The 25,693-nt window shown below is 63.4% G+C and carries 22 protein-coding genes, 1 tRNA gene and 1 riboswitch; of the genes, 12 read left to right on the plus strand and 11 right to left on the minus strand.

Features of this window, described 5'->3' with window-relative positions; all coding sequences use genetic code 11:
• The first annotated feature begins 73 nt into the window (after nucleotides 1–73).
• The gene (locus HAV21_RS06765; RefSeq protein ID WP_166841146.1) at nucleotides 74–1,000 is read left to right on the plus strand and encodes a fused MFS/spermidine synthase; all 927 of its coding nucleotides are present in this window, start codon (nucleotides 74–76) and stop codon (nucleotides 998–1,000) included.
• Here HAV21_RS06765 and HAV21_RS06770 read toward each other — a convergent pair.
• The 3 genes from HAV21_RS06770 to HAV21_RS06780 all read right to left on the minus strand — a co-directional run bounded on the left by HAV21_RS06770 (nucleotide 983) and on the right by HAV21_RS06780 (nucleotide 5,489).
• On the minus strand, nucleotides 983–2,737 hold the full coding sequence (locus HAV21_RS06770; protein WP_166841147.1) for an ABC transporter ATP-binding protein: 1,755 nt from the start codon (nucleotides 2,735–2,737) through the stop codon (nucleotides 983–985). The genes HAV21_RS06765 and HAV21_RS06770 overlap by 18 nt on opposite strands.
• Nucleotides 2,734–4,521 carry an ABC transporter ATP-binding protein gene (locus HAV21_RS06775; protein WP_243753155.1) on the minus strand — a complete coding sequence of 596 codons (1,788 nt, stop codon included), beginning with the start codon at nucleotides 4,519–4,521 and terminating at the stop codon, nucleotides 2,734–2,736. Before HAV21_RS06775 ends, HAV21_RS06770 begins: the two co-directional genes overlap by 4 nt.
• 71 nt (nucleotides 4,522–4,592) lie before the next feature.
• Nucleotides 4,593–5,489 carry a LysR family transcriptional regulator gene (locus HAV21_RS06780; protein WP_208096361.1) on the minus strand — a complete coding sequence of 299 codons (897 nt, stop codon included), beginning with the start codon at nucleotides 5,487–5,489 and terminating at the stop codon, nucleotides 4,593–4,595.
• Between the two features lie 137 nt (nucleotides 5,490–5,626).
• Between HAV21_RS06780 and HAV21_RS06785 the strand changes: the two genes are divergently transcribed.
• Complete coding sequence (locus tag HAV21_RS06785; protein WP_166841149.1) at nucleotides 5,627–7,018, plus strand: MFS transporter; 1,392 nt, start codon at nucleotides 5,627–5,629, stop codon at nucleotides 7,016–7,018.
• 4 nt (nucleotides 7,019–7,022) lie between these two features.
• Nucleotides 7,023–7,772, plus strand: a complete 750-nt coding sequence (locus HAV21_RS06790) for a 3-hydroxybutyrate dehydrogenase (protein ID WP_166841150.1) — start codon at nucleotides 7,023–7,025, stop codon at nucleotides 7,770–7,772.
• Nucleotides 7,773–7,785: 13 nt separating this feature from the next.
• Here HAV21_RS06790 and HAV21_RS06795 read toward each other — a convergent pair whose 3' ends face one another.
• Nucleotides 7,786–8,163: a helix-turn-helix domain-containing protein gene (locus HAV21_RS06795; RefSeq protein WP_142936962.1), complete on the minus strand. Its 378-nt coding sequence runs from the start codon at nucleotides 8,161–8,163 to the stop codon at nucleotides 7,786–7,788.
• A 105-nt stretch (nucleotides 8,164–8,268) separates the two neighbouring features.
• Here HAV21_RS06795 and HAV21_RS06800 point away from each other — a divergent pair, with 105 nt between their 5' ends.
• Entirely contained in the window at nucleotides 8,269–9,132 is an 864-nt protein-coding gene (locus HAV21_RS06800; RefSeq protein WP_166841151.1) for an SDR family oxidoreductase, read from the plus strand.
• Nucleotides 9,133–9,226: 94 nt separating this feature from the next.
• Complete coding sequence (locus HAV21_RS06805) at nucleotides 9,227–10,672, plus strand: DUF222 domain-containing protein (RefSeq protein ID WP_166841152.1); 1,446 nt, start codon at nucleotides 9,227–9,229, stop codon at nucleotides 10,670–10,672.
• A 71-nt stretch (nucleotides 10,673–10,743) separates the two neighbouring features.
• Here the strand turns inward: HAV21_RS06805 and HAV21_RS06810 are convergent, their stop codons facing one another.
• Nucleotides 10,744–12,204: an amino acid permease gene (locus HAV21_RS06810; protein ID WP_142936959.1), complete on the minus strand. Its 1,461-nt coding sequence runs from the start codon at nucleotides 12,202–12,204 to the stop codon at nucleotides 10,744–10,746.
• Between the two features lie 268 nt (nucleotides 12,205–12,472).
• Between HAV21_RS06810 and HAV21_RS06815 the strand changes: the two genes are divergently transcribed.
• Complete coding sequence (locus HAV21_RS06815; protein ID WP_166841153.1) at nucleotides 12,473–14,530, plus strand: ALF repeat-containing protein; 2,058 nt, start codon at nucleotides 12,473–12,475, stop codon at nucleotides 14,528–14,530.
• Between the two features lie 183 nt (nucleotides 14,531–14,713).
• Nucleotides 14,714–15,520 carry an IclR family transcriptional regulator gene (locus HAV21_RS06820; protein ID WP_142936957.1) on the plus strand — a complete coding sequence of 269 codons (807 nt, stop codon included), beginning with the start codon at nucleotides 14,714–14,716 and terminating at the stop codon, nucleotides 15,518–15,520.
• A gap of 7 nt (nucleotides 15,521–15,527) precedes the next feature.
• Here the strand turns inward: HAV21_RS06820 and HAV21_RS06825 are convergent, their stop codons facing one another.
• A complete protein-coding gene (locus HAV21_RS06825) occupies nucleotides 15,528–15,965 on the minus strand; it encodes an SRPBCC domain-containing protein (protein ID WP_166841154.1) in 438 nt (145 codons plus the stop codon).
• 162 nt (nucleotides 15,966–16,127) lie between these two features.
• Here HAV21_RS06825 and HAV21_RS06830 point away from each other — a divergent pair, with 162 nt between their 5' ends.
• The 3 genes from HAV21_RS06830 to HAV21_RS06840 all read left to right on the plus strand — a co-directional run bounded on the left by HAV21_RS06830 (nucleotide 16,128) and on the right by HAV21_RS06840 (nucleotide 19,898).
• Nucleotides 16,128–17,858, plus strand: a complete 1,731-nt coding sequence (locus tag HAV21_RS06830; protein ID WP_166841155.1) for a urocanate hydratase — start codon at nucleotides 16,128–16,130, stop codon at nucleotides 17,856–17,858.
• On the plus strand, nucleotides 17,859–19,451 hold the full coding sequence (gene hutH / locus HAV21_RS06835) for a histidine ammonia-lyase (protein ID WP_166841156.1): 1,593 nt from the start codon (nucleotides 17,859–17,861) through the stop codon (nucleotides 19,449–19,451). It begins immediately after the preceding gene.
• A gap of 198 nt (nucleotides 19,452–19,649) precedes the next feature.
• On the plus strand, nucleotides 19,650–19,898 hold the full coding sequence (locus tag HAV21_RS06840; protein WP_142936953.1) for a hypothetical protein: 249 nt from the start codon (nucleotides 19,650–19,652) through the stop codon (nucleotides 19,896–19,898).
• Between the two features lie 125 nt (nucleotides 19,899–20,023).
• Here HAV21_RS06840 and HAV21_RS06845 read toward each other — a convergent pair whose 3' ends face one another.
• From HAV21_RS06845 to HAV21_RS06865, 5 genes are all read right to left on the minus strand, one after another.
• The gene (locus HAV21_RS06845; protein ID WP_166841157.1) at nucleotides 20,024–20,245 is read right to left on the minus strand and encodes a hypothetical protein; all 222 of its coding nucleotides are present in this window, start codon (nucleotides 20,243–20,245) and stop codon (nucleotides 20,024–20,026) included.
• Nucleotides 20,246–20,404: 159 nt separating this feature from the next.
• A tRNA-Cys gene (locus HAV21_RS06850) sits at nucleotides 20,405–20,478 on the minus strand.
• A gap of 217 nt (nucleotides 20,479–20,695) precedes the next feature.
• Nucleotides 20,696–21,160 (minus strand): hypothetical protein, encoded by a 465-nt coding sequence (locus HAV21_RS06855; protein ID WP_142936952.1) that lies wholly within the window; start codon nucleotides 21,158–21,160, stop codon nucleotides 20,696–20,698.
• A 63-nt stretch (nucleotides 21,161–21,223) separates the two neighbouring features.
• Nucleotides 21,224–22,171, minus strand: coding sequence for a formimidoylglutamase (hutG, locus tag HAV21_RS06860; RefSeq protein WP_166841158.1), 948 nt, complete (start codon nucleotides 22,169–22,171; stop codon nucleotides 21,224–21,226).
• Nucleotides 22,172–22,245: 74 nt separating this feature from the next.
• The gene (locus HAV21_RS06865) at nucleotides 22,246–23,688 is read right to left on the minus strand and encodes an NCS2 family permease (protein WP_142936950.1); all 1,443 of its coding nucleotides are present in this window, start codon (nucleotides 23,686–23,688) and stop codon (nucleotides 22,246–22,248) included.
• Between the two features lie 115 nt (nucleotides 23,689–23,803).
• Between HAV21_RS06865 and HAV21_RS06870 the strand changes: the two genes are divergently transcribed.
• Together HAV21_RS06870 and HAV21_RS06875 are read left to right on the plus strand one after the other, a co-directional pair.
• The gene (locus tag HAV21_RS06870; protein WP_166841159.1) at nucleotides 23,804–24,439 is read left to right on the plus strand and encodes a copper resistance CopC family protein; all 636 of its coding nucleotides are present in this window, start codon (nucleotides 23,804–23,806) and stop codon (nucleotides 24,437–24,439) included.
• 150 nt (nucleotides 24,440–24,589) lie between these two features.
• Nucleotides 24,590–24,781, plus strand: a riboswitch (cyclic di-AMP (ydaO/yuaA leader).
• A gap of 3 nt (nucleotides 24,782–24,784) precedes the next feature.
• Nucleotides 24,785–25,582: an NlpC/P60 family protein gene (locus HAV21_RS06875; RefSeq protein WP_142936948.1), complete on the plus strand. Its 798-nt coding sequence runs from the start codon at nucleotides 24,785–24,787 to the stop codon at nucleotides 25,580–25,582.
• Nucleotides 25,583–25,693 lie beyond the last annotated feature (111 nt).

Genomic DNA, 25,693 nt, shown 5'->3' on the forward strand with positions numbered 1-25,693 from the left:
ACTTTGTTGTGACGGGTAGAGGTCATGCAGTGCTCCACTAGGCTTGGAGTATGACTCAGGCAGGACGAAAGTAGTGGCGAAACGCGGCAGGATCAGTAAGTCGCAAAGGTCGACGGCGGGAGTCGTCGAGGTGCCCACAGGCACCCGGCCTGACGGTCCGGTGGCGGGGGTCTACTACATCGATACCGGCGATTGCGAGTTGCTTCAGGACCAGGACAACTCCAATGGCTGGCTGCTCAAGATCAACGGCGTCATGAGCTCGCACATTGACCTCTCGGATCCGCTGTACCTCGATTTTGAGTACATGCGCTGGATTGCGGCGCTGGTGGAATCCCGGTGGCCCCGGGAGCAGAAACCCAAATTGCGTGCCCTGCACCTGGGCGGGGGAGCTTGCTCCATGGCGCGGTACTTCCATGCCGCCTACCCGGAAGCGCGTCAGGTGGTTGTTGAGCTCGACGGGAAGCTGGCCGAATATGTGCGTGGCTGGTTCGACCTCCCCAAAGCACCTATGCTGCGGATCCGCGTGGGTGAAGCACGGCAGGTCACAGAGTCCCTTACCCCGGACAGCCGGGACCTCATCATCCGGGATGTTTTCGCCGGGGCCTTCACGCCCCGCGCCCTGACCACCAGGGAGTTCACTGCTCATGCGAACTCAGTCCTGGCCCCCGATGGACTGTATGTGGTCAATTCCGGCGACGCCCCTGACCTCAAGAACGCCCGGGCCGACGCCGCCACCATCGCGGACACGTTCGAGCACACCATGATCATTGCCGATCCCGCCATGCTCAAGGGGCGACGCTACGGCAACATGATCATGGCCGGCAGCCACGCGCCGTTCGGCGACGACCCCACGTTGGCCCGGAGGCTCCTGGGTGGCGGGGTCCCGGCACACATCTGGGACGACGCCAAAGTCCGTGCTTTTGCCCAGGGAATCCCGGTGCGGCACGATCCCGTTACCGTGGAGACGCTGGGGGAGGGCCCTTCAGCTTCGGCTGAGTGAGCTGTTCCAGGCCTCCCACAAGTGGGCGTAGCGGCCCTCGGCTGCCAGCAGATCCTGATGGGAACCCGACTCGACCATCCGCCCCTGCTCCATGACCACCACGGTGTCAGCCGAGGCTGCTTGGGACAACCGGTGCGCGATCACCACTGAGGTCCTTCCGGCCAAGGCTGCTTCGGCAGCCTGATCCAACATGTGGGCCGATCCAGTTCCGGCCTCAGCTGTAGCTTCATCCAGGACTGCCAAGGGTGGGTCTTTTAGCATCAAACGCGCAAGGGCCAACTGCTGCGCCTGCTCGGGAGTGAGCTGGTGGCCCCCCGCGCCCACGGAAGTCTCCAGTCCGTCGTCGAGCGTTTCAACCCAAGTAGCCCCAACTGCCTCCAGCACCTGCGTAAGTTCATCGGCGGACGCGTCCGGTTTGGCGAGCCTGAGGTCCTGGGCGAGTGTGCCCGAGAAGACGTGCACCTCCTGGCTGACCATGGCGATGCGCTCGTGGAGCTCTGACGGGGCAGCAGCGGCGGAGTCCAGCCCGCCCACCCATGCTGTCCCGCTGTAAGGGTGTTCCAAGCCCATGATGACTTTGGCGAGGGTGGTCTTCCCCGCGCCTGAGGTGCCCACAATGGCCACTCGCTCCCCGGGTTGCACCGTGAGGAAGACTCCGTGGAGAGCGGGCCGCTGGCCAGGGTAGGCGAAGGTGACGTTGTCCAGGACGATGCCGGCATCAGCGGCCGGTGACGAGGATCGGGCGGTGGATGGCCCCGCAGCCATGGTGAGCCCAAACATCCTGCCCAATCCGGCCGCGGCTTTTTGAAGCTCATCGAACTGCCCAAGAACCAGCCCGATCGGATCGAACAGCCGGTAGAAGTACAGTGCTGCTGCCGTCGCAGCGCCGATGGTCACGGTTCCCTCGGCGTGAAGCCAGAACCCCACCACCAGGACCGCGGACAAGCCGATGAGTTCGGCCAGGTTGAGGCGGTTGTAGAAACGGGTCAGGTAACCCACCCCGCGCAGCGAATGGCCGATGTTTGCGTGGGAGGCGGCCGCCACCAGATCAGCGTGGCGAGAGCCAAGGCCCAGCGCCACAACAGACGGCGAACCGTGCACGGTCTCAATGATCTGCTCGGTCCGGTTGGCCTCAGTGATACGAACGGTCCGGTAGATGGGCGCGGTTCGCTTGAGGAACCATTGCAGGGTGAAGACCTGCAGGGGCGCCGCCACGAGCACGGCCACTGCGAAGCGCCAGTCGATCACACCCAGGCCCAGCAGCGTCACGGCGATGGTGAAGGCAGCGCTGGTGAACGCCGGCAGCACGCCAGAGATGGCCTCGCTGACGGCTTCAACGTCGCCGGACACACGGGCCACGACGTCGCCGATGCCCGCCTTTTCCAGCTGGGCGAGCGGCTTCCGGACGGCGGCGGCGAACACTTCCTCGCGCAGTCCGGCGAGGGCTTCCTCGCAGATCCGTGCCAGCAGGTTCTGGCCCAGAATGCCCAGCAGGGCGCCGAGTCCACCAGCAACCAGCAGCCCGATTGCCAGCCAGAGCAGGGGCATGACGTCCCCGCCAGAGGCCGCGATGTTGACCATCACACCCAAAATTGCCGGGGCCGCCAATCCGCAACAGGACGCCGCCAGCAACACCACAATGGTCAGCGTGAGCCTGGCCGGGCGTTGCGCCAACAGGCGCCACATGGCCCTCCGGGTCTCACGTGGCGTGGCAATGGGCAGGATTTCCGCGCTCATGAGCCCACCACTGCGCGGTAGCCGGCGGACGTGGCAAGAAGCTCCCGGTGCGTTCCGGTTTCCGGTGGCCCATCGGCTCCGCCCACCACCACCCGATGGCAAATGCCCAGCAGTGTGGGGCTCGTGGTCACCAGCACCAGGGCCTTGTCCGGGAAGTTGCGCAAGCCATCGGCAATGACGGCTTCGGTAGCGGTATCGACGGCGGTAGTGGGGTCGTGCAGGACAATCACCGCCTGCTTCTGGTGCAGCGAGCGGCCGAGCACCAGTCGCTGCCGCTGGCCTCCGGAGAGACTCTGGCCGTGCCCGGTGAGAACAGTTTCCGTGCCTTCCGGTAGTTGCGAGACGAAGTCCTCGACGGCGGCAGCCACCAGGGCGCGTTCCTCAAGTTCCGTGCTGGCCACCGCCACGTTTTCGCGGACACTGCCGCGGAACAGGACGCCATCGTGGCGGTCGGCAAAGACCCGTGAACGAACGTGTTGGGGGTCAAGATGGGCGGCATCGCGGCCATCGATGGATATCAGACCCGGGGGAGCCGGTGTGCGGAAGCCGAGAGTGTCAACGAGTTTCCGCGCTTGGTCACCGTCCGGAAGAACGACGCCCACGATTTCGCCGATTGACGCAGTAAAGGGCGGGAACACGCTGTTGTCTGCCTTGCCGCTGAGTTCGAGCAGCGGCGCTGGGTCCCCGTATGGCGCTGGTTCCGTCGGCGAGGTGAGTGTTGCCGCTGAGCCAACTGCCGCCGTCGTACGTTCTTCCGCGTTCCGGGCGGGTACAGCGTTTGGTTCCTCAAGCAGGACTGCGATGCGTGCGGCCGAAGCGCGTTTGCGTGCGAGTTCCACGCTGAGGAAACCCAATGACGCCATGGGTCCTTGAACGAATTGGGCCACGCCAACAACGGCCACCAGTTCCCCCACTGTGATGGTTCCTTGAACGGCGAACCAGGCTGCGAAGAAGGCGATACCGGCCAGGAAAGCTGCGGACAGGGCTGTGCTGGCTCCTGTGTAAGCGGACTTGGCGCGAATGGCTTTCAGGGCGGAAGTGAGGGACTCCCGGCTCGTGGCACGGTAGCGCGCGATGGCCGCATCCTCGGCACCAAGGCCCTTGAGGGGTCGCGATCCGGTGATGAAATCGGTGGCAAGGGCGCCGGCCTGAGCAGCCGTGGACTGCTCCATGTCGCTGCGGTTTTCGAGCGGTTTAGTGAGCCGGTTCATCACCAGCAGCACGACCGGGGTTGCCAGGAGAACGGCAAGGCCCAGGGGTACCGAGATTAACAGGAGGGTAACGGCCGAGGTGATCACCCCGGCCACGGCAGCCAGACCACCGCTGATCAGCCAGGACAGCCCGGCCACCCTGTCGGCGTCGGAAGAAGCAATGGCCACAATTTCGCCGGGTGCCCGCCGCACGGCCATACCGCGGTGGTGAAGTGTCCGTTCCACCACCAGTTGCCGGAGGTCATGGGAGCCGTAATTGAAGGATCGCTCAGTGGCCAGCGTGCCCAGGCGCCACGACAAAGCAAGCACAACGAACACCACAGCCAAGGCGCCCAACCATCTCAGGAGGGCGCCGACGTCGTTCGGTTCAATGGCGTTGTCCACCGCGGCGCCGATAGTTGCCGGCACCAAAGCCTCGCTGATCTGATGCAGGGCAAGTCCGGCGCAGCCCACAAGCAACAGCCTCCAGCGGCGATTGGCGAACAAGGTGAGGGTGAAGAGACGGGAAACAGTCCAAGGTGCTCGCTGTTTGAGCCCGGGCGGGCAGGACGTAGTGGCGGAACCGGAGGGCATGCTTAACATAGTAAGGCTTGCCTAACATCGAGAACGTCGGATGGCCCACCGAGCCCGCCACCCCGGGCACGCTATTTAGCACCCAGCAACTCCTCCCGCCGGCTCTCCGTCTCCTCTCGCAAGGCCTGCACGACGGCGGCAACTGCGGGGCGGCGCATGGAGTCCGGGCGGAGGACCATCCAGTAGGGGAGGAGCTCGGCGAAATTCGAGGGCAGGAGCCGCACCAAATCAGCGTGCCGGTCAGCCATGAAGCACGGCAAGAATCCCACGCCCGCCCCGGCGCGGGTAGCCTCAACATGGACGAACACATTGGTTGAACTCAGGCCGTCGCGCATGGTGGGGACCAGCCGGCGGGGCGCATCCAGATCGTCCACTTGCAGCATCGAATCAACAAAATAGACCAGTTGGTGCTGAGTGAGCTCCTCAATGCTTGAGGGTGTCCCGTTGTCTGCCAGGTAAGCGCGTGAGGCATACATCCCCAGCCGGTATTCGCCGAGTCTGATGGCCTCAGCCCGGTGCACTTGCGGCGTCCCCACCACTACTTCGATGTCCAGCCCCGAGCGTTGTTGCAACGCCCTGCGCGTTACTGTGACGATCTCAACGCTGAGGCCGGGGTGCTGGCTTCTCAAGCGCGCCACGGCCGGAGCCGCGATATACGCGCTGAAGCCATCAGTCGCGGTCATGCGTACGACGCCGGTAATGGGGTCGGGTGCCCGGTGGCTGGGGCCCAGCGCGCCCACCGCAGCTTCGATCCGTTCCGCGACCAACACAGCTTCGGCTCCCAGCTCCGTCACCTCCCAACCACCGGCCGCACGCGCGAGGACCCTGCCGCCCAGAGCCTTTTCCAGCGCCGCTATCCGGCGCGAAACGGTGGTGTGGTTCAGTCCCAAGGCTTGTGCCGCCGTCGTAAATTTCCCGGAGCGTGAGACGGCCAGGAGGATGAGAAGGTCGTCGGGGTTTGGATTCATATCTGCAATTTTGCACATACTCAGTGCCACTTTGGTCATTGAGTGCGGAAGAATCTGCAGCAATACTCAGTGGAGCATGTCGTGTTGTGGATCACATCACGTTCACAAGGGTCAAAGAGGACACTGAGGAGATGGATATGAGCGTAGAGCAGCGCTCCGCATCAAGGGCAGGGAAAGGCGCCGGCGAGGGTTCCGGACTTAAGAAGATCGTCGCGGCGTCAATGGTGGGCACCGTGGTGGAGTGGTACGAGTTCTTCCTGTACGCCACCGCCGCCACGCTGGTTTTCGGCAAGTACTTCTTCCCGAGCACCGGCAATGAGTTGGACGGCATCATTCAGGCCTTCATCACCTACGCGGTCGGCTTCGTGGCCCGTCCGCTCGGCGGAATCGTCTTCGGCCAGATCGGCGACAAGCTGGGCCGCAAACCCACCCTGCAGCTGACCATCGTGATCGTGGGTGTTTCCACCTTCCTGATGGGCTGCCTCCCCGGCTTCATGGACATCGGCTACTGGGCGCCGGCCATGCTGGTGGCTCTCCGCTTCATCCAGGGCTTTGCCCTCGGCGGCGAATGGGGCGGCGCTGTGCTGCTGGTGGCTGAGCATAGCCCCAACAAGTCCCGCGGCTTCTGGTCGTCGTGGCCGCAGGCTGCAGTACCGGTGGGCAACCTTCTGGCCACGCTGGTCCTCTTCGTCATGTCCTCCACGCTGAGCAGCGAAGCGTTCCTCGGCTGGGGCTGGCGCGTCGCGTTCTGGCTCTCCGCAGTGATCGTCTTTGTGGGCTACTACATCCGCACCCACGTCACTGAAGCTCCCATCTTCCTCGAAGCCAAGGCACAGGTGGAGGAGTCCAAGGCCATCAGCTACGGAGTTGGCGAGGTCATCCGCAAGTACCCCAAGGGCATCCTTCAGGCCATGGGTCTGCGCTTCGCGGAGAACATCATGTACTACCTGGTGGTGAGCTTCGCGATCGTCTACCTCAAGAGCGTGCACAAGTACGACACGTCCTCGCTCCTGCTGGCACTCCTGATCGCCCACGTCATCCACTTCCTGGTCATCCCGCAGGTTGGACGCCTGGTGGATTCGTGGGGACGCAAGCCCGTGTACCTGGTGGGTGCCATCACCGGCGCAACCTGGCCGTTCTTCGCCTTCCCCATGTTCGACACCAAGAACGCCGTGGTGATCGTGCTCGCCGTGACTATCGGCCTGTGCCTGCACGCCTTCATGTACGCAGGGCAGCCGGCCATCATGTCCGAGCTCTTCCCCACCCGCATGCGCTACTCCGGCGTTTCGCTCGGCTCGCAAGTTACCTCGATCTTCGCCGGCTCACTCGCCCCGCTGCTGGCAACCCAGTGGCTCAAGGACACCGGATCCTGGGTTCCCACAGCGATCTACCTGGTGGTCGCCTGCGCGATTACCGTCGTCGCAGTCGTTTCGCTCAAGGAAACCAAGGGCATCGCGCTGCAAGAGGTGGACGAAGCCGACGCCATCCGGCACGGTCTGACACCGGCCTCCGCAACCTCGAAAGGCTAGTTCCATGGACAACTCCTTGAACGGACGCAAAGCACTGGTGACCGGCGGTGCCAGCGGGATCGGGGCCGCCTGCGCCCGTGCGCTCGCCGCCCGCGGGGCGAAGGTAGTAGTGGCCGACGTCGATGCCTCCGGAGCTGCGGCCCTCGCCGATGAGTTGGGCGGCACGGCCTGGACGGTGGATCTGCTGGACGTCGACGCCTTGGCGGCCCTGAGCCTGGACTGCGACATCCTGGTCAACAACGCCGGCATCCAGAAAGTTGCACCGATCGAGGAGTTCGAACCCGCGGAGTTCCGGCGGATTCTGGCCCTGATGCTGGAGGCCCCGTTCCTCCTCATCAGGGCCGCGCTCCCGCACATGTACGCCAACGGGTTTGGCCGGATCATCAACATCTCTTCCGTCCACGGGTTGCGGGCCTCGGCCTACAAGAGTGCGTATGTCTCGGCCAAGCATGGGCTCGAGGGCCTCAGCAAGGTCACTGCCCTGGAGGGTGGCGAGCGCGGTGTCACCTCGAATTGCATCAATCCGGGCTATGTACGCACGCCCCTGGTGGAGAAGCAGATCGCCGATCAGGCGCGGCTCCACAAGATCCCCGAGGCGGAGGTCCTGGCCAAGGTGATGCTCACAGAGTCCGCCGTGAAGCGGTTGGTGGAGGTGGACGAAGTGGCGTCGTTGGCCGCCTGGATGGCCTCCGACGACGCCGGGATGGTCACCGGCGCGAGCTACACCATGGACGGCGGGTGGTCGGCGCGGTAAAGGCGCCGCCGGGTTAGTTCTGGCCGCCGATGATGGCGTCGGCGTTGTCGAAGGCCCACGTCACCAGAGGAATGAGGAGCGTGCTGAGCTCTCGACCGCGTTCGGTAAGGCTGTAATCCACGCGGGGCGGGATGACTGGTTGCGCGTCACGGCGGACCAGCCCGTCCCGCTCCAGTGTCTTCAGGGTTTGGGCGAGCATTTTCTCGCTGATGCCCTCAGCCCGGCGCCGCAGTTCGCTCCAGCGTTGATCGCCTTCGGATAAGGAAAGCAGGATCAGCACACCCCATTTGCTGGTGATGTGATCCAGGACTGTCCGGCTGGGGCAGCCGGCCGGGAAAACGCCGTCGGCGATGGTTGCCGGCAACCGCGCTGGAAGGTCACTTACTTTCATGTCAGTACCTTACCTTAAAGTGCGTACTAACTTTTGGGAAGTTTCTGGATGTAGGGCTCGTTGTCCACCATGACAGAGCAAGACTTCCGTTGAAAGGAAACACCCATGAGCATCGTTATCACTGGAGCAACCGGACAGCTTGGCCGCCACGTTGTAGAGGCGCTCCTGGAGCGCAACGTTCCGGCGGGGGACATTGTGGCCACCGGGCGTTCGGTGGAGAAGCTGGCTGACTTCGCCGAACGTGGCGTCACAGTCCAGGAGATGGATTACGAAAACCCGGCATCAGTCGCCGCGGCACTGAAGGGCGCCACCAAGGTGCTGCTGATCTCCACCAGCGCAGTGGGCCAGCGGGTTGAGCAGCACCGCACGGTTATTGAGGCTGCCAAGGCGGAGGGCGTGGACCTTCTGGCCTACACCAGCATTGCCAACGCGGACACCACAGGCATGAAACTGGCCGCCGAGCACCAGGCAACGGAGGAGCTCCTCAAGGAGTCCGGTGTTCCGTTCGTCCTGCTGCGCAACGGCTGGTACTTGGAGAACTACACCGAGCAGCTCCCGGGAACCCTTGCCCAGGGTGCCATTGCAGGAAGTGCCGGCGAGGGCAAGGTCAGCGCAGCCGCGCGTGCAGATTACGCGCACGCCGCGGCGGCGGTCCTGGTGGCGGATGACCAGGCCGGGAAGGTCTACGAACTCGGTGGGGACCACGCGTTCACCATGGACCAGTTGGCCTCTGAAATTTCCTCCGCTGCCGGGCGAGAGGTGACCTACAACGATCTTCCTGCCCACGAATACCAGCAGATCCTGGTGGGCGTAGGCGTGCCGGACGCCTTCGCCGAAATCCTTGCCGACTCTGATCTGGGAATTGCCCGTGGCGATCTTCTGGTCACCAGCGGTGATCTCCAGAAGCTGATCGGCCGCCCCTCAACTCCGCTGTCCGAGGCCGTACGTTCCGCCGCTGCCTCCCTCTAGAACAACCCGCCGATTGGTGGTTGGTTCCAATGTTCGGCGAGAACATTGGAACCAACTGTCTCTTGGGTTTTCCACATAGGCAACTTTGGGTCTGATGTCCGGCGAAGGTGGCTGGAAGAGTGGCTTTATGGACGGAATTCGGCGATCGCAGCGGGCAACAGTGGCTTCGCCCCCACTAGTTTCTGCCGGTGTAGTGGCTTCTGCACCTACCGTGGCGGTTGCGTCCGGAGTGGCAGTCAGCGGAGGGAGCATCCGGGAGCTCATCTTTGAGCTGGGGTCACTTCCGATCACCGCCGATAGCTCGGCGCTGATCGATGAGTTACGGGATCTTGAAGACCTGAAGTCTGCCATTTCAGCCCGGCAAGCCCGGATTGCAGTGGCGTTTGATCTGGCGCAGCGGGCCGAGCAGGCCCAGGCCGGGGTTCCTGCGGCTGAACGTGGCATGGGCGTTGCTGCACAGGTGGCGTTGGCGCGGCGGGAATCACCCAATAAGGGATCCAGGCTCTTTGGCTTTGCCAAAGCGCTAGTTACGGAAATGCCGCGAACCATGGCAGCACTGGAGTCGGGTCAGTTGAACGAATGGCGGGCCACGCTGCTCGTGAAGGAAACAGCTTGCCTGTCCGTTGAGGACCGGGCATCGGTGGACGAGGAACTCGCCCCGGACTCCGGGACCTTCGACGGCACGGGCGACAAAGCCATCATCGCCGCTGCAAAAGCCGCCGCATATCGTCGTGACCCGCGGTCCGTGTCGCAGCGAGCCAGCCGTGCGGCTGCGGAACGTACGGTCAGCCTCCGTCCTGCGCCGGACACCATGACGTACCTCACCGCACTGCTCCCGGTCGCCCAAGGCGTGGCCGTCTACGCAGCGCTGACTCGGACAGCTGATTCCGTCCGTTCCAGCGGGGACACACGGACCCGCGGCCAAGTCATGGCTGACACCCTGACCGAACGCGTAACGGGCACGTCGGGTGGCATTGCGGGCATCAACCTCAACCTCGTCATGACCGATCGCACACTCTTTCAAGGGGACCCCGAGCCTGCTCGGCTCGAAGGCTACGGAATCGTACCCGCTGAATGGGCAAGGGCACTTCTGGTTGATGAACAATCAGGGTATGAGGATCAGCTTCATGGGAACCTGGAGCCCACGGACCGCAGCGAATTTAGAGTGCTGCTCCGCCGCCTCTACACAGCTCCCAGCAGCGGCGAGCTCCTGACGATGGACTCAAAAGCACGGTTCTTCCCCCAAAAATTGAGACGCTTCATCCACATTCGGGACAACACGTGCCGTACTCCGTACTGCGATGCGCCTATCCGGCACATCGACCACGTCATTCCCTGGCATTCTGCAGGCAGCACCCACCTCAACAATGGGGCCGGGCTTTGCGAAGCCTGCAACCACACCAAGGAGACTCCGGGCTGGACCGCAAAGAGCATGCCCGGTGATGTGCACACGATCCGCGTCAGCACTCCCACCGGGCACAGCTACAAATCCAAAGCGCCACCGCTGCCGGGAAGCAAGTCCACACGGCTGAGAAACTAGACGCAGCCCGCGAACTACAGCGCAGCCAGCGAACTGCAGCGCAGCCAGCAAACTACAGCGCAGCCAGCAAACTAGGTTGCCTTCACCATTGGCATTTGCGCGGTCTCGTCCACCAGCTCGGCCCGGCGGAGCCCGCCGCCGCGGACCCACATTTTGTAGGCCACGAACAGCAACACCAGCCAGGTGCCACCAACGTACAAAGCAACACGCGTGTCCTCGAAGACGCCCAGGATCACGATCACCATGGCCATGAACGCCATGGTGAGAATGGAAGCGACAGGCCACAAAGGCGAACCGAATTCCGACGCCGGCAAGCCCTTGCGCTTGATCTCCCGTTTCATGGCAACGTGCGAAGCCAGGATCATCACCCAAACCCACACGGTGGCAAAGGTAGCGATCGAGGCAATGAGCACGAACACGTCCTCCGGAATCACGGCGTTCAACACGACGCCCACCAGCAGGATGCCGCCCATCATCAACACGGTCATCCAGGGGACACCATGCCGGGAAATCTTGCTGAAACTCTTGGGTGCGTGACCCTGCTGGGCAAGTCCGAAGAGGATACGTCCGGCACCGAAGATGTCGCTGTTGATCGCCGAGAGCGCTGCGGTAATGACCACGGCGTTGAGGATATGCGGTGCGGCCGGGATCCCCAAGCCATCAAAGATCTGCACGAATGGACTACCGCTGCTGCCAATTTCGTTCCACGGGAAGATGCTCATCAGCACGCCCAACGTCAGTACGTAGAACAACAAAACGCGGACGGGCACTGTATTAACTGCTTGCGGGATGACCTTCTTGGGGTTCGTGGCCTCGCCAGCCGTGATACCGATCGTCTCGATCCCGCCAAAGGCAAACATCACGACGGCGAATGCGGCCAGGAGCCCTTCAAAACCGTTCGGGAACAACCCGCCGTGATTCACGAGGTTCCCGAGTCCCGGTGCCACGCCGCCGCCGTCGCCCGTTTGGAAGCCGAACACGACGATCGCTGCACCGCCGACGATCATGGCGATAATCGCCACCACCTTGATCAGCGAGAACCAGAACTCGAGCTCGCCAAACACCTTCACGCTGAGCAGGTTCATGGCGCCCAGGAACAGGATGATTGCGAGTACCCAAATCCATCTGTCCACCTGTGGGAACCAGAAACCCATATAGATACTGAAGGCCGTGACGTCGGCGATGGCCACAATGGCCATCTCGAACACGTAGGTCCACCCGGTCACAAAACCTGCGAACGGTCCCAGGTACTTGGACGCGTATTGGCCGAAGGACCCGGATACGGGGTGTCGGACGGCCATCTCGCCCAGTGCTCGCATCACCATGAACACGGCCGCGCCGCCGATGATGTAGGCCAGCAGGACGGCCGGCCCGGCTTTTTGGATGGCGGAGGCGGAACCGTAGAAAAGGCCGGTGCCGATCGCGGATCCGAGCGCCATGAAGCGAATGTGACGAACGTTGAGGCCTCGGCTGAGCGCCGTACCCGCGGCGTGGAGGACAGAGCTCTCCACAGCCAGCTTGGTTTGTTGCATAGTAAAACCTTCTCGTCTTTGGGAGGGGATCGCTATCCAGCAGATCACTTTTGGGCGACTTGTGATGGGACTCACGGGCCTTTGGTGTCTTTGATTGCAGACAGTCAGTGGTGTCGACTTTCGGCGTCGACATTCACAGTGGTAAAAGTCATAGTTCCCAGTCGGATATGATGACCGCGGACAGCTCGTCACCGGTCAGGCATCCCTCGCATCCGCGTCGCCCCCATTGAACTCCGTGCTGCCGCCGCATCCGTTACTTGGGGGACCCTTGTTTTCTTCATTCCGCGCTACCCGGCGCCGTGTTTCTGCTGCCCTGATAGCCGTTGTAGCTGGGGCTTCTCTGCTCTTCGCTGCGCCAGCCCAGGCCTATGACATTCCCGAATTCGAGGTGCCCCACGCCGCGCAGGCCCCCGTTCCGTTCGTGGAGCGGGCTACTGATACTGCCGGCGTTGTTGAGCTGTGGAAGACAGGTGGCCCCGCAACCCGTGCCGCTGCTGCGACCGCGCTGGTGGGTGGCGCAGATGCGCTTCAAGCATTCCTCGACGCCGGACAGGACGTCACTCTCGCCGCGGACCGCAAGCAGTTGGTCGCCGAGCTGACGACGCGGGGGAGTGCGCATGTTCGCTCATCTGCGCAAAAGATCCTGGCATTAAGCGACCCGGCGGCCATCGATGCTTTTCTCTCGACAGGTTGGGCCGGAGCGTGGCAGCTTGACCTTGATATCACTGCCTACAGGTTTCTAACTCTGAACGGCGCAATCCGAACGCAGGCCTCCGACAGTTTGGACAAAGGCGACCAAGCAATTGAGGAGTTCGTTCTCGGGGGCTGGCTGGAAGCCGCAGAGATAGACGACCGCCAGGCTGCGTTCCAACTCTTTGATTCTCCTTTTGTGGGTGTCCGCGCTGCGGCCAAGGCAGCGGTCATGACGGACGACAGGGAAATCGTTGCTGATTTCCTTCGCTACGGGCAGCTCGTTGCAGCCGACCGGGACGCTGAGTCGACGGCTGTTGCCGCGCTCCTTCAAAAGGTCAGATCAGACATTGCTTCGAACCCCAACGGCACCGCTGCGGTCGCGGACCGTGCGAAGACCGCTGTCGAACAAGCCCGGAGCACCGCCTCTGCGGCAAGGGCGGCAGACTCATCGCGGCTCGCGACAGACAGGGACCTCCTCTCATCGCAGGCCACACCGAGACGGATCGCGGACGAAACTCAAATGGCATCGCAGGAGCCGGCGAAGGCCGCCTTTGCAAAGGCGGCCCGTGAAATTCCGGAGCTCCTTACCAAGCTGGATGCCCCCGGAACCGACCTTGACGCGCTGATCAGCGAAGCCCGTCAGGCCACCTTGGATCTTGCCTTGGTGGGGACACCCAAAGTTCGGGAAGCCGCGGAAACGGCGCTGTCGGGTGGAGATACTTCCGTAAAAGCTTTCATCATTGAAGGCCACGCAGCAGCTATAGAGCTGGACGCCATTAAGCCGTCGGCATTCACCGCGGATCGACAACGCTCTTTCCAGCTTCTGGCAGTCGGAGGCGAATTTGTGGAGAAGGCCGCTAGGAAAGCGCTCGAATCAGTCAGTCACGCAGACGTCCGCTACTTCCTGGAATACGGTTTTGTTCAAGCCCGGAATCTGGATAATCGCATCCAGACCAGTTATGCGTTGGATTCGACGCCGGAGGTTCGTGCGGCAGCGAGCGTTGCTCTTGACGGCAGCCGTGCAGATCTCGAGGCCTTCATGACCACAGGCCAGGCCGCGGCTGCGAATCGAGACGCGGCAACCACTGCCCACGTTGCCTCCATCGACGCCATGATCGCCGAGCTTGCCGGTTTGGCAGACACTGCAACCGTCGACGCCGGTAAGGCGGCTGACGCTGCCAAAGCCGCGGAAGCGGAAGCGGCTCGTCAAGCTGAAGCTGCCCGTCAGGCGGAAGCTGCCGCGGCCGCTGCTGGTGGACAGGCCGGGCAGGCTGCAGCCGGCCAGGTCGACGTTTCGCAACACTCCGGAACCGGAGTAGCCCCGATCGTCGTTCCTTGGCCGCGCGACTATGCTCCCGCCGTCGGGCTCGCCGAAACCGGTACGCCAGCCGAAGCGGCGGCAACACCTGCGGCAACTCCGTCGGCCATGCCCAGCATTTCAGTGCCGCCGGCCGCGTCGGCTGACAATGATGCCGCCTCGGTTGATTCGCAATCGCAGGAGGCAGCCACCCCGTTGGCCGCTTCGTCTGCCGGAATGAGCGGCTGGACCATTGGCCTCATCGTGGCGCTGGTCTTGGCTGCGGCCGGAGCCATCACGTTCCTGCTTCGGCGTAAGGGTGCCGCTTCCGCGTAAGGGCCGCGTTGCCTAGGGGTAGAGGTTCGGGCTCGCTAAGGGAGTCCGGCATCCCAGACACCGATCAATGCATTCGCGCTGGTGATTGACTCTCCGAGGGTGCACGCTTGAGTACGGGATACCGGACAGCGGTACCTGTATACACCGGACTAATCCCGCAAGCAGCCCGAGCAGCGAGGAACCATGACAACCACGCCAACCGCACCAGGAAAAGCCACGTCCAAAGTCCCGGCGGCCGAAAATACGCTGAGGATTTTGAAACTGTTGGCTTCGCGCCGCGGTCCCATGGCGGCGTCGAACATTGCCACCGCGCTCGGCCTGCCGCGATCCAGCGTGTACCACTTGCTCGGCGTCATGGAGGCGAACGGGTTCGTCCTTCACCTGCATGAAGAGCAGCGCTACGGGCTAGGCATCAGCGCCTTCGAACTCAGCTCGGCGTATTCGCGCCAGGAACCCTTGTCCCGGCTGGGCCGGCCGATGCTCGCCGCCCTGGTGGACGTGATCGGCGAGAGCGCGCACTTGGCGGTGCTTCACGGCCGTGACGTGCTCTACATTGTGGAGGAACGCGCCAAGAACCGCCCCAGCCTGGTGACCGACGTCGGGGTCCGCCTGCCCAGCCACCTCACGGCGTCGGGCCGCGCGATCCTTGCCGCCCTGCCAAAGTCGCAGGTTCGTGCGCTGTATCCGAATGCCGCCGCCTTCACTTCGCGACATGAGGTGGAGTTCCCCATCATGAAGTATTCGGCGTTGTCGTCGCACTTGGACCAGGTCCGGCAGCGCGGCTACGCCACGGAAAACGGCGAAATCACGCCGGGATTCTGCTCCATCGCCGCCGCAGTAACGGACCATGTTGGATGGCCGACGGCGGCAGTCGCCGTCACGTTCCTTGAGGACAAAGTGCCTGCTGAGCAATGGCCGGTCCTTGCCGCGCGCATTCGGAAAGCGGCGGACGAACTATCGGTGCGGATCCACGGGCGGCCTGGAGCCTAACCTGGCGCTAGCTTCGCCCCGTGGTTTCCTTCTCCACGAGTTTGCGGAAGGTCTCCAGTTCGCCTTTGAAGCTGCCCTTGTAGGAGCCCATGGCGAAAAGCCGCCCGACAATGGCCGCGACGAATCCGCGGGTCACGAACTCCTGCCGGATACGGGTGCCGTCGCCCTCGGCCGCAAACCGCACATCAGACTCGCCCTTGAGGATCGCATTGCCGAACCGCGTGCGGATGTGCCAAGGCCGTTCCACTGCGAGGATTTCGGTGGGGCTTTTCATCCTGCCGAACCACACCGTGTAGCGGCTGCCTGCCTCATCCATTGAACCGACGCGGTCAGTCACCCGGGTGACCCCACCGATCCACTCCTTGAACCGGTCCGGGTCTGTCCACATTGCGAAAACCCGCTCAGGCGGTGCCGCGACGAGCGTTGTTACTCGGTAGGTTCCCATGGGTCCAGCATGCGCTCATTGTGGCGCAAATGCGAGAGGTTGGAGATGTCTGTAATCCCGGACGGTGCCACTCCAAAAGCCGTTCCGGCCGTGTGATAAAGGGGCTTTAGTAGAAGCAGAAGATCTTTCCACCACCTACTTCCCACAGACGAAGGAGTCACCATGGCACCCGCCGATTTCACCACTGGTGCCCGTCCGGTCAAGGCCGCCCGGGGTACTGAACTCACTGCCAAGTCGTGGCAGACCGAAGCGCCGTTGCGGATGCTGATGAACAACCTTGATCCTGAGGTCGCTGAGCGTCCGGACGATCTTGTGGTCTATGGCGGAACTGGCCGTGCAGTCCGGTCCTGGGCCGCGTTTGATGCGATCACCCGGACCCTGGAAACCATGGAGAAGGACGAGACCCTCCTGGTGCAGTCGGGCAAGCCGGTGGGTGTGTTCCGCACCCACGAATGGGCTCCCCGTGTGCTGCTGGCCAACTCCAACCTGGTGGGGGATTGGGCAACGTGGCCCGAGTTCCGCCGCCTCGAAGCCGAGGGCCTCATGATGTACGGCCAGATGACCGCTGGCTCCTGGATCTACATCGGGACCCAGGGCATCCTGCAGGGCACGTACGAAACTTTTGCCGCCGTCGGAAACAAGCTCGCTGCGGAAGGACGTCACCCGGCGCCTGCTGCTGAAGGCTCAAACGAAGGTCCGTTGGCGGGGACGCTGACCCTGACCGGTGGTTGTGGTGGCATGGGCGGCGCGCAGCCGCTGGCCGTCACGCTGAACGATGGCGCCTGCCTGATTGTGGACGTCGACGAAACCCGCCTGCGTCGCCGCGCCGGCAAGCGCTACTTGGACGAGGTCGAAACGGACCTGGATACCGCGATCGCGAAGGTCCAGAAGGCCAAGGAGGAACGCCGGGGCTGGTCTGTTGGCTACGTCGGTAACGCTGCAGAGGTGTTCCCGGAGCTGCTCCGCCGTCACAAGGCTGGGGAGATCACTTTTGATGTGGTCACCGACCAGACCTCCGCGCATGACCCCCTTTCCTACCTGCCCGAGGGCATCACGGTAGCCGAGTGGCACACCGAAGCCGAAGCTGACCCGGAAGGGTTCACCAAGAAGGCCCAGGCTTCCATGGCCCGCCACGTACAGGCCATGGTGGAGTTCCAGGATGCCGGCGCCGAAGTTTTCGATTACGGCAACTCCATCCGTGACGAGGCCCGCAAGGGCGGTTACGAGCGTGCGTTCGAGTTCCCCGGCTTCGTTCCGGCCTACATCCGTCCGCTGTTCTGCGAGGGCCTCGGCCCGTTCCGCTGGGTTGCCCTGTCCGGTGATCCGGAGGACATTGCAGTGACTGACAAGGCCATCAAGGAACTGTTCCCGGAGAACAAGCACCTGCACAAGTGGCTCGACGCCGCCGCGGACCGCGTGGAGTTCGAAGGCCTGCCGGCACGTATCTGCTGGCTCGGTTATGGCGAACGCGCCAAGGCCGGCCTGCTGTTCAACCAGTTGGTGAAAGAGGGCAAGGTCAAGGCCCCCATCGTGATCGGCCGTGACCACCTGGACTCCGGTTCCGTGGCGTCCCCGTACCGGGAAACCGAATCCATGGCTGACGGCTCGGACGCGATTGCTGACTGGCCGCTGCTCAACGCCCTGCTCAACACCTCCTCCGGTGCCACCTGGGTATCGATCCATCACGGCGGCGGTGTTGGTATCGGCCGGTCCCTGCACGCCGGACAGGTCTCCGTCGCTGACGGCACCGACCTGGCCGCGGAGAAACTTGAACGGCTCCTGACCAACGACCCCGGCATGGGCGTCATTCGCCACGTCGACGCCGGTTACGACCGCGCCGTCGAGGTCGCCAACGAACGCGGCGTCCGTATTCCTATGAACGAAGGCAAGTAAGTGACTATCACTACCCATGAACCCCTCACCGTCACCCTCGGCTCCAGCGGCGTAACCCCGGAAGACGTCGTCGCCGTCGCCCGCCACGACGCCAAGGTGACCATCTCCCAGGATGCCCTGGACACCGTGGCCAAGGTCCGTGCCCACATTGATGACCTGGCCACCAGCGATGTCCCCGCCTACGGCATCTCCACAGGCTTTGGCGCCCTGGCAAACCGCCACATTCCCAACGATCTCCGCACCCAGCTGCAGAAGTCGCTGATCCGCAGCCACGCTGCTGGCATGGGCCCGGCTGTTGAACGCGAAGTGGTCCGCGGCATCATGTTCCTCCGCGCCAAGACCCTGGCATCGGGCCGCACGGGTGTTCGTCCGGTGGTCTTGCAGACCATGGTGGACGTGCTCAACGCCGGCATCACCCCGCTGGTCCGCGAGTTCGGTTCGCTGGGCTGCTCCGGCGATCTTGCGCCGCTGTCACACTGCGCCTTGGTCCTCATGGGTGAAGGCGAAGCAACAGGACCCGACGGCGAACTGTACGGAACCGCTGGCAAGCCTCCGGTTGCTGAGCTGCTCGCCCAGCACGGCATCGAGCCGGTCACCCTCGCCGAGAAGGAGGGCCTGGCCCTCGTCAACGGCACTGAAGGCATGCTCGGCATGTTGCTGATGGCCATTGCCGACATCCGCATGTTGCTGGCGACGGCGGACGTCACCGCCGCGCTCAGCGTAGAGGCCCTGTTGGGTACAGACCAGGTGTTCCTGCCGGAGCTTCACGCAGCACTGCGGCCGCACCCGGGCCAGGCAGCCAGCGCCGATAACATGCTCCGCGTGCTGTCCAACTCGCCCATCGTGGCCTCGCACCGGATCAACGACACCAAGGTGCAGGACGCCTACTCACTGCGTTGCGCACCGCAGGTTGCTGGTGCTGTCCGCGACACCGTGGACCATGCAGCGCTGGTGGCTTCCCGCGAACTCGCCGCAGCGATCGACAATCCTGTGGTCCTCCCGGACGGCCGCGTCACCTCCAACGGCAACTTCCACGGCGCACCCGTGGCGTACGTCCTGGACTTCCTGGCCATCGCCGTCGCGGACCTCAGCTCCATCGCCGAGCGCCGCACGGACCGCATGCTGGACCCGGCCCGCTCACACGGTCTCCCGGCGTTCCTCGCCGCGGATCCCGGCGTGGACTCCGGCCTGATGATTGCCCAGTACACGCAGGCCGGCCTCGTCTCGGACAACAAACGCCTGGCTGTTCCGGCATCGGTGGACTCCATCCCGAGCTCCGCCATGCAGGAAGACCACGTATCCATGGGCTGGCACGCTGCCCGGAAGCTGCGCAAGGCCGTGGAGAACCTCCGCCGGGTGCTCGCCGTCGAGCTTGTCACCAGCGCCCGCGCCATTGACATGCGGACGCAGTTGTCCGACGGCGAACTCACCCCTGGGCCTGCCGGCACGGCCGTGCTTGAGGTGCTTCGTGACGTGGTTCAGGGCCCGGGCACCGATCGGTTCCTGTCGCCGGAACTGGAAGCGGCTGACCGTTTGGTTGGCTCCGGTGCGGTCCGTGCGGCCGCCGAATCCGCCGTCGGGATTTTGGCCTGACGTCGAATAAAACGCTCATTTGATGGGCATATTTGTCACGTCCCGGTCTTTGTTCGCAACGCAATCACCGGGGCGTGGCAAATGTAGTAGAACTTATGGTGTACGTCACGTCCACGCCAACGATGTCGTGGGCTTGACGGTCAACCGTTCAATAACTCAATACACAACAGAGAACATCCACAAAGGGGTAGAAGTTCAATGAAGGCACGCGGAGCAGTCCTGTCCAGGCGAAGCGCTCACACGGCTACGGTTACCGACTGGAAGACGCTGAAAGTTGGCGAGCGGGTGGAAGTGGTCAAATACGCCCACGTGATTGCCGCCGGTCTGATCGAGGAAGTATCCAGCAGCGGCAACGTGGTGTGGCTCGAGCACTCCGGGCCGGGCGTTACCGAAGAGGGCAAGGAACTGTTCATGAAGTCCGACGGCGTCACTCTCCGCCGGGCGTAGGCGGCAGTTCCGCCCGAGGTACTTGTTTAACAGAAACCGGGGCTCGTTCCCTTCCGCGGGTAGTAGAAGCGGAAAGGAACGGGCCCCGGTTTTTGGCGTCGCTGCCTAAGAATACGTTGGGTGTATCAGGCGGCGAGGACTTCGCGGGTCTGACCGAAGGGAACGGATTCGTCCAGAGCCACGGTGTAGGTGCCGGGCTCGTGCCGGGTCACCAGAATTCCACAGCTAGCATCCGCTGCTGCGCTTTCGATCAGGGCATCCACGGCGCGGTCGAGTCCGTCGTGGATCTCGTCTGCCTTCGAAAAGGACAGGCGAATTTCGCGTTCTGCAGTCATTGCAGGGGTCATTGGGGGCCTCCTATTACGTGCCGCATGCGAGGGCGACCCGTCAATCATAGTTGCCGGACCTGAAAATTTGTAAGATGACCGGCAGGCGAGTGACGTGGGTCTCCGCCTGGAGCCCGCCTTGGTGACATCCCGCGAAGGGGGGGCGCCCTCTTGAACCCATGGACGTGGTGGCGGGATTCGAACCCGCGTACGCTGCTTTGCAGGCAGCTCCCTGGCCTCTTGGGTACACCACGTGCAAACGACACTAGGTGCCTGAACGCGGGCCGGGCAAAGTTGGTGTCCCCGCCTTTCGCAGGGCTACGAACCGTTGCTAAAGGTTGCTGCCCGTGAAGCCGTAAGCATCGTAAAAGGCTCATTAGGAAGCAAAATCGCGTGCTCGTTGGGAGTCTCACTGGGTAAGTGGAAAACCGAGATCGGCGCGTCCGCCTGGTCCACCCTCCCGATGGTTGTTTAAAGGCTTTGGGTTGCCCGCCCGAGCGGCCTATCACGTTTCGGTGCCGCCAGCTTTGAAACTCCCGCAGCAAGGAGCAGCGTCAGGATGGCAGCAGCCATGTGCGTGTAGAGAAGGAGATGAACGTTGCCCCCGCTGGCGGCTGCCCCGGCGGGCACGTCCGCCAGGTCTTGGCCGCCGTGCAGGTGATCCAGTAAGCCGTTGCCGGGGAAGTAGCCCCCGAACGCGGCAAAGCCGAAATGAAGGAGTTGCTGCGCCACCCCGGACGCCAGCAACAACAGCAGAGGCCCGTGGATCCAACGGGCAATAACCTGGGCAGCCAAAGCACCGATGGCGGCGAAGGCCACGAGGACGGGGATGGCCGGAGCGCTGCCGCCAGCCACCATGTGCGCTGCAAGTCCCAGGGCCACAGCCACCGGCCCGGCTACCCAAGCCCACTTGTCCTGCACAGGAGTTGCGCTCATTGCCGTCCTTCCCTCCCCACAGGCTAAGTGGAAGAGGAAGGCTGGAAAAGGGGCGGGGAAAATCTAGGCAAGCAAGGTGTTGACCAAGCGGGCCGCAACCTTCGCGGTCCTGGAATCGATGTCGAACTCCGGATTCAACTCTGCGACATCCACGTGGAGCAGCTTTCCGCTCGCAGCAACCTGGCGGCAGATGGCGCTGATCACCTGCAGCGGCACGCCATAAGCAGCGGGCGCACTCACTCCGGGCGCCACCGACGCCGGCATTACGTCCAAATCGATGGTCAGGTACAGCACATCCACGCCGGCCAGGAAATCAGCAACGAACACTTCCACGGCTTCCGGCGTGCAGAGCTCATCAAGGAGGTACTTCACGCCCAGCCGGTTGGCGGTGTCGAAGAGCGTTCGTGTGTTGTTCGGCTCTGAAATTCCGACGACGGCGTACTGCAGTTCGCGCCCAGCGGCAGCTTCCGCGTTGGCCATCTGCAGGAACGGCGTTCCCGAGCTCGGCGTCGGCTCGTCGCGCAGGTCAAAATGGGCGTCCAGGTTCAGTACACCCAGCCGTTTGCCGCGTACCGCTTCGGAGCCGGCTACACCAAGGTAGCTGGCGAAGGCAGTCTCGTGGCCGCCGCCCAGCACCACGGTGAGGTTACCGGCGTCGAGCAGTCCCGAAATGGCGCGCCCGGCTCGCTCTTGGCCCGACTCCAGTGAGTCGTCCTTCACAACCACATCACCGGCGTCGAACACGTCGCGGGCAAGGTGGAAAGCCAGCGGACCCAGAGCCGCACGGATGGCGGCTGGTGCGGCGGCGGCCCCCACACGGCCCTTGTTGCGGAGGACGCCGGCGTCGCTGCAGAAACCAAGCACGACGGCGGGGCGCGAGGCTGCTGCGGTGCCGGACACGGTGTGGGGTTCTACAGCTTGCCACCAGCGGCGGTGCTCGGCGCCGTCCCCATCAAAGCGGCCGGTCCACGGTGTGGGATTGACGTCAACGGTGGGGGCGCTTGTTTCCATGCTTCCAGCACACCCGACGCGGGGCCCAAAAACCAGTGACCCAGCGCCGGGAGTGTCTGAAATCCCGGACTGGGCTACTTGACGCCCAGCAGCTCTTCCACGGTTCCGATGCCGAAGAACAGCAGGAAGGCAGCAGCCACAGCCCACATCAGCGGGTGGACTTCGCGGGCGCGGCCCTGGAAGGTGCGGATCAGGACGTAGGAGATGAAGCCCGCGCCGAGGCCGTTGGCAATGGAGTAGGTGAACGGCATGAGCGCGATGGTCAGGAACGCGGGAATTCCGACGCCCCAGTCCTGCCAGTCGATCTTGCCCACCTGGGAGACCATCATGAAGCCCACCACTACCAAGGCGGGGGCCACGGCCTCGAACGGCACCAGGTTGATCAGGGGAGTGAAGAACATGGCAACCAGGAAGAGTGCGCCGGTGACGATCGAGGCGAGCCCGGTTCGTGCACCTTCGCCGATCCCGGCACCGGACTCCACAAAGATCTGGTTGGACGAAACAGAGGCCCCACCGCCCACGATCGCTCCGAGCGCGTCCACTTGGAGGACCCGGTCCACGTTGGGGATGTTCCCGTCCTTATCCACTGTCCCGGCCTCGTTGGCCAGGCCCACCATGGTGCCCATGGCGTCGAAGAAGATGCTGAGGAGGATCACGAATGCCAGCAAAGCTGCACCGATGAAACCGAGGTGCTCAAAGGCGCCGAACGGGTTGGCCTTGCCGATCAGGGACAGGTCCGGTGCGCCCCATTCACTGAGTTTGGGGGCCACCAGGGACCAGCCGCGGGGGTTGACGTTGGTGCCGTCAAAGCTTGGGCCAATGTGGAGAGTGAACTCGAGGATGGCAGCCAGCGCGGTGGACACAACGATGCCTATCAGGATGGCTCCGCGGACCTTCCGGACCACCAGTGCGATGGTGAGGATCAGGCCCACTGCGAATACCAGGGTGGGCCAGCCAAGGAGCTTGCCGTCCACGCCCAGACCGAGTGGAACGGTGGTTCCGGCGGCGTCGGGGATGCGCCGGACGAAACCGGCGTTAACCAGGCCGATGAGGGCGATGAAGAGGCCAATGCCCACAACGATTGCCGTCTTGAGGGCTTCGGGCACCGCCTTGAACACGGCAGTCCGGAATCCGGTCAGCACCAGGATGAGCATGGTGATGCCGGAAAGCACCACGAGTCCCATCATGTCCGGCCATGTCAGCCCGGGGTGCGATGCCACCGTGACTGCGACGAACGCGTTGACGCCCAAGCCTGTGGCCACGGCGAACGGGTGCTTGGCCCAGGCTCCCATGAGGATGGTCAGGATGCCGGCAACGAACGCCGTGGTGGCTGCCACGGCGGTGAAACCCAGCGACGCGCCACTCGAATCGGGTCCGGAGAGGATCAGTGGATTGAGCACCACGATGTAGCTCATGGCGAAGAAGGTCGCGAAGCCGCCACGGATTTCCCGCGAATATGTGGATCCACGTTCGGAGATCTTGAAGTAGCGGTCGACTGCAGAACCTTGTTTAAGCATGAAGGTCTCCGGGGATCGAGGGGGAGTTTGCTCTCAAATCCTATGTTGTCCGGTGCGGGCCCTCCCAACGATTCGCCTAGTCTGTAAGGAAGCCAACACTAGGAGAAACCGCCCCATGCGTACCATCCGCCCGCTTCTGGCCGCCGTCGTCGCTGCTCTTGCTTTTGCTTCCGCCCTGCTGTTTGCAGCGGCACCGGCGTCCGCGCACGACGTCGCCGAGTCCACAGCGCCAGCCAACGGTGCCCGCGTTGCGGAAGTCCCGGCGTCGGTCTCCATTACGTTCAACAACCGCCCGCTCGCGATCGGATCGGGCGTAACGGTGACGGCTGGCGGCGAGAACTGGGCGGACGGTCCGGTCGAAATCATCGACAACCAGGCCGTTCAGAAGCTCCGCGAGGGCGCCCCTGCCGGCGAGTTCACAGTGGTATGGCGCGTGGTCAGCTCCGACTCGCACCCGATTGAGGGCACCTTCACGTTCACAGCCACCGCAGGAGGCTCGACGTCGGCGAGTGGTACGGCGGGTGCCTCACCAGCGGCTTCGGCTTCCTCAGCTGCGGTACCAACAGTGGGCACCGCCGCACCAGGGACTGCCGGTAACAATGAGCCAGCCGCCGACGCCTCCCAACCTTTCCCTTGGAGCATTGTGGGGCTGGCTGTTGTGGCGGTGGGTCTCGTAATTTATCTCGCCGTTACCGCACGGAAAAAATTGGCGGCTTCGAACGAGCCAGATGCCGATACTCCCGCGGAATAGCGCGGTTTTCTACGTAGCTGCGAATATCTCGAATCGGTTACCGCGACACGCCAGAAGCCCACTTCCCGTTACTTAAATGTGACTTCGGGGGAATCATCGCGTACCGTAGTTCCTGTGCCTGTTCCACGTAGCGGGCACTTCCGGCCTGATTGCCTAGCTCTGCCGCAGTCCGGAATCCGTTCGCAGACAAACCTACGGCAGAGACGGGGAACCCAATTTAGGTCGCTTTCGAGCGTGCCTTGGGGTGAAGTCACGATGCTTTCGCTGAACAGCGGGAGATAGTGGCCGGGTGACTCCCATCCGAATCCGACAGCTAACCTCGCAGGCATCGGGAGAGGCTCTTTCATGTCTTCACGCATTCTTCGCGGCCGTCGTAAGGCGGACAGCGTACGTCCTAATCCGTTCATCTCCATCTCGAAGGCAGTTGCCAGCAACGCTTCAGGCGCTGGTCGTCAGGCAGCTGTTATCGCAGCAGCCTCGGGCCTCGTTTTGACCGGTTCCATTGCTGCTCACGCAGCTGAGACCCCGGTTCAGCGCGATTCCAGCCCCGCAACGGTTGCCGAGACCGTTTCCGAGGCACCCACCAAGGTTGTTACCGCCCTGTCAACGGCTACCGTCAACTTTGAGCGTCCCGCAGTTGCTTCCGTAGCAGCTCCGGTCATCGAAAAGCCGGCCCCCGTTGTTGAGGCCCCTGTAGCCAAGAAGGCAGCTGTCACCACGGCTGCTGCTGCAGCTCCCGTTGCCGCTCAGGCCGCGGTTGCTGCTCCTGTTGCTGCCGCACCCGCACCGGTTGCCGCTGCTCCTGCAGCTGCCCCCGCCGCCGGCGGCGTCAACGCAGCCATGGTTGCTTCGGCTTACGCACAGATCGGTATCTTCCAGGACTGCACCGCCATGGTCGAAAAGGCCCTTGGTTCCGCAGGCATCCCCGTAGGCGACCTCGGTCCCATGCAGTTCATGAACTACGGCAAGGTCGTCAGCGATCCCCAGCCCGGTGACATGATCGTCCAGTCCGGCCACGTTGCTATCTACATCGGCAACGGCCAGGCCATCAGCGGTGGCATCAACGGCAACCAGACGGGCATCCACCCGATCAGCTGGTTGACCGCAACGGGTCCCCTGACCTACGTACGCGCTGGCGCATAAAGCCTCACGCTTCAGTTCAAAGGCCGGTGCCTTCGAAGACTTATGTCTCCGGAGGCACCGGCCTTTGGCGTTAAGTTCTGTTCGTAAAAGTTCAGTGCGGGACGTACGACG

Source organism: Paenarthrobacter sp. MSM-2-10-13 (assembly GCF_011605365.1).
Classification (GTDB): Bacteria; Actinomycetota; Actinomycetes; order Actinomycetales; family Micrococcaceae; genus Arthrobacter.

Coding starts and splice junctions, on each gene's coding strand:
- HAV21_RS06810 (WP_142936959.1), bottom strand. CDS start 12,204: ATGCAACAAACCAAGCTGGCTGTGGAGAGCTCTGTCCTCCACGCCGCG.
- HAV21_RS06875 (WP_142936948.1), top strand. CDS start 24,785: ATGTCTTCACGCATTCTTCGCGGCCGTCGTAAGGCGGACAGCGTACGT.
- HAV21_RS06790 (WP_166841150.1), top strand. CDS start 7,023: ATGGACAACTCCTTGAACGGACGCAAAGCACTGGTGACCGGCGGTGCC.
- HAV21_RS06825 (WP_166841154.1), bottom strand. CDS start 15,965: ATGGGAACCTACCGAGTAACAACGCTCGTCGCGGCACCGCCTGAGCGG.
- HAV21_RS06805 (WP_166841152.1), top strand. CDS start 9,227: ATGTCCGGCGAAGGTGGCTGGAAGAGTGGCTTTATGGACGGAATTCGG.
- HAV21_RS06870 (WP_166841159.1), top strand. CDS start 23,804: ATGCGTACCATCCGCCCGCTTCTGGCCGCCGTCGTCGCTGCTCTTGCT.
- HAV21_RS06855 (WP_142936952.1), bottom strand. CDS start 21,160: ATGAGCGCAACTCCTGTGCAGGACAAGTGGGCTTGGGTAGCCGGGCCG.
- HAV21_RS06785 (WP_166841149.1), top strand. CDS start 5,627: ATGAGCGTAGAGCAGCGCTCCGCATCAAGGGCAGGGAAAGGCGCCGGC.
- HAV21_RS06840 (WP_142936953.1), top strand. CDS start 19,650: ATGAAGGCACGCGGAGCAGTCCTGTCCAGGCGAAGCGCTCACACGGCT.
- HAV21_RS06865 (WP_142936950.1), bottom strand. CDS start 23,688: ATGCTTAAACAAGGTTCTGCAGTCGACCGCTACTTCAAGATCTCCGAA.
- HAV21_RS06830 (WP_166841155.1), top strand. CDS start 16,128: ATGGCACCCGCCGATTTCACCACTGGTGCCCGTCCGGTCAAGGCCGCC.
- HAV21_RS06775 (WP_243753155.1), bottom strand. CDS start 4,521: ATGCCCTCCGGTTCCGCCACTACGTCCTGCCCGCCCGGGCTCAAACAG.
- hutG (WP_166841158.1), bottom strand. CDS start 22,171: ATGGAAACAAGCGCCCCCACCGTTGACGTCAATCCCACACCGTGGACC.
- HAV21_RS06795 (WP_142936962.1), bottom strand. CDS start 8,163: ATGAAAGTAAGTGACCTTCCAGCGCGGTTGCCGGCAACCATCGCCGAC.
- HAV21_RS06800 (WP_166841151.1), top strand. CDS start 8,269: ATGAGCATCGTTATCACTGGAGCAACCGGACAGCTTGGCCGCCACGTT.
- HAV21_RS06770 (WP_166841147.1), bottom strand. CDS start 2,737: ATGAGCGCGGAAATCCTGCCCATTGCCACGCCACGTGAGACCCGGAGG.
- HAV21_RS06780 (WP_208096361.1), bottom strand. CDS start 5,489: ATGAATCCAAACCCCGACGACCTTCTCATCCTCCTGGCCGTCTCACGC.
- HAV21_RS06820 (WP_142936957.1), top strand. CDS start 14,714: ATGACAACCACGCCAACCGCACCAGGAAAAGCCACGTCCAAAGTCCCG.
- HAV21_RS06845 (WP_166841157.1), bottom strand. CDS start 20,245: ATGACCCCTGCAATGACTGCAGAACGCGAAATTCGCCTGTCCTTTTCG.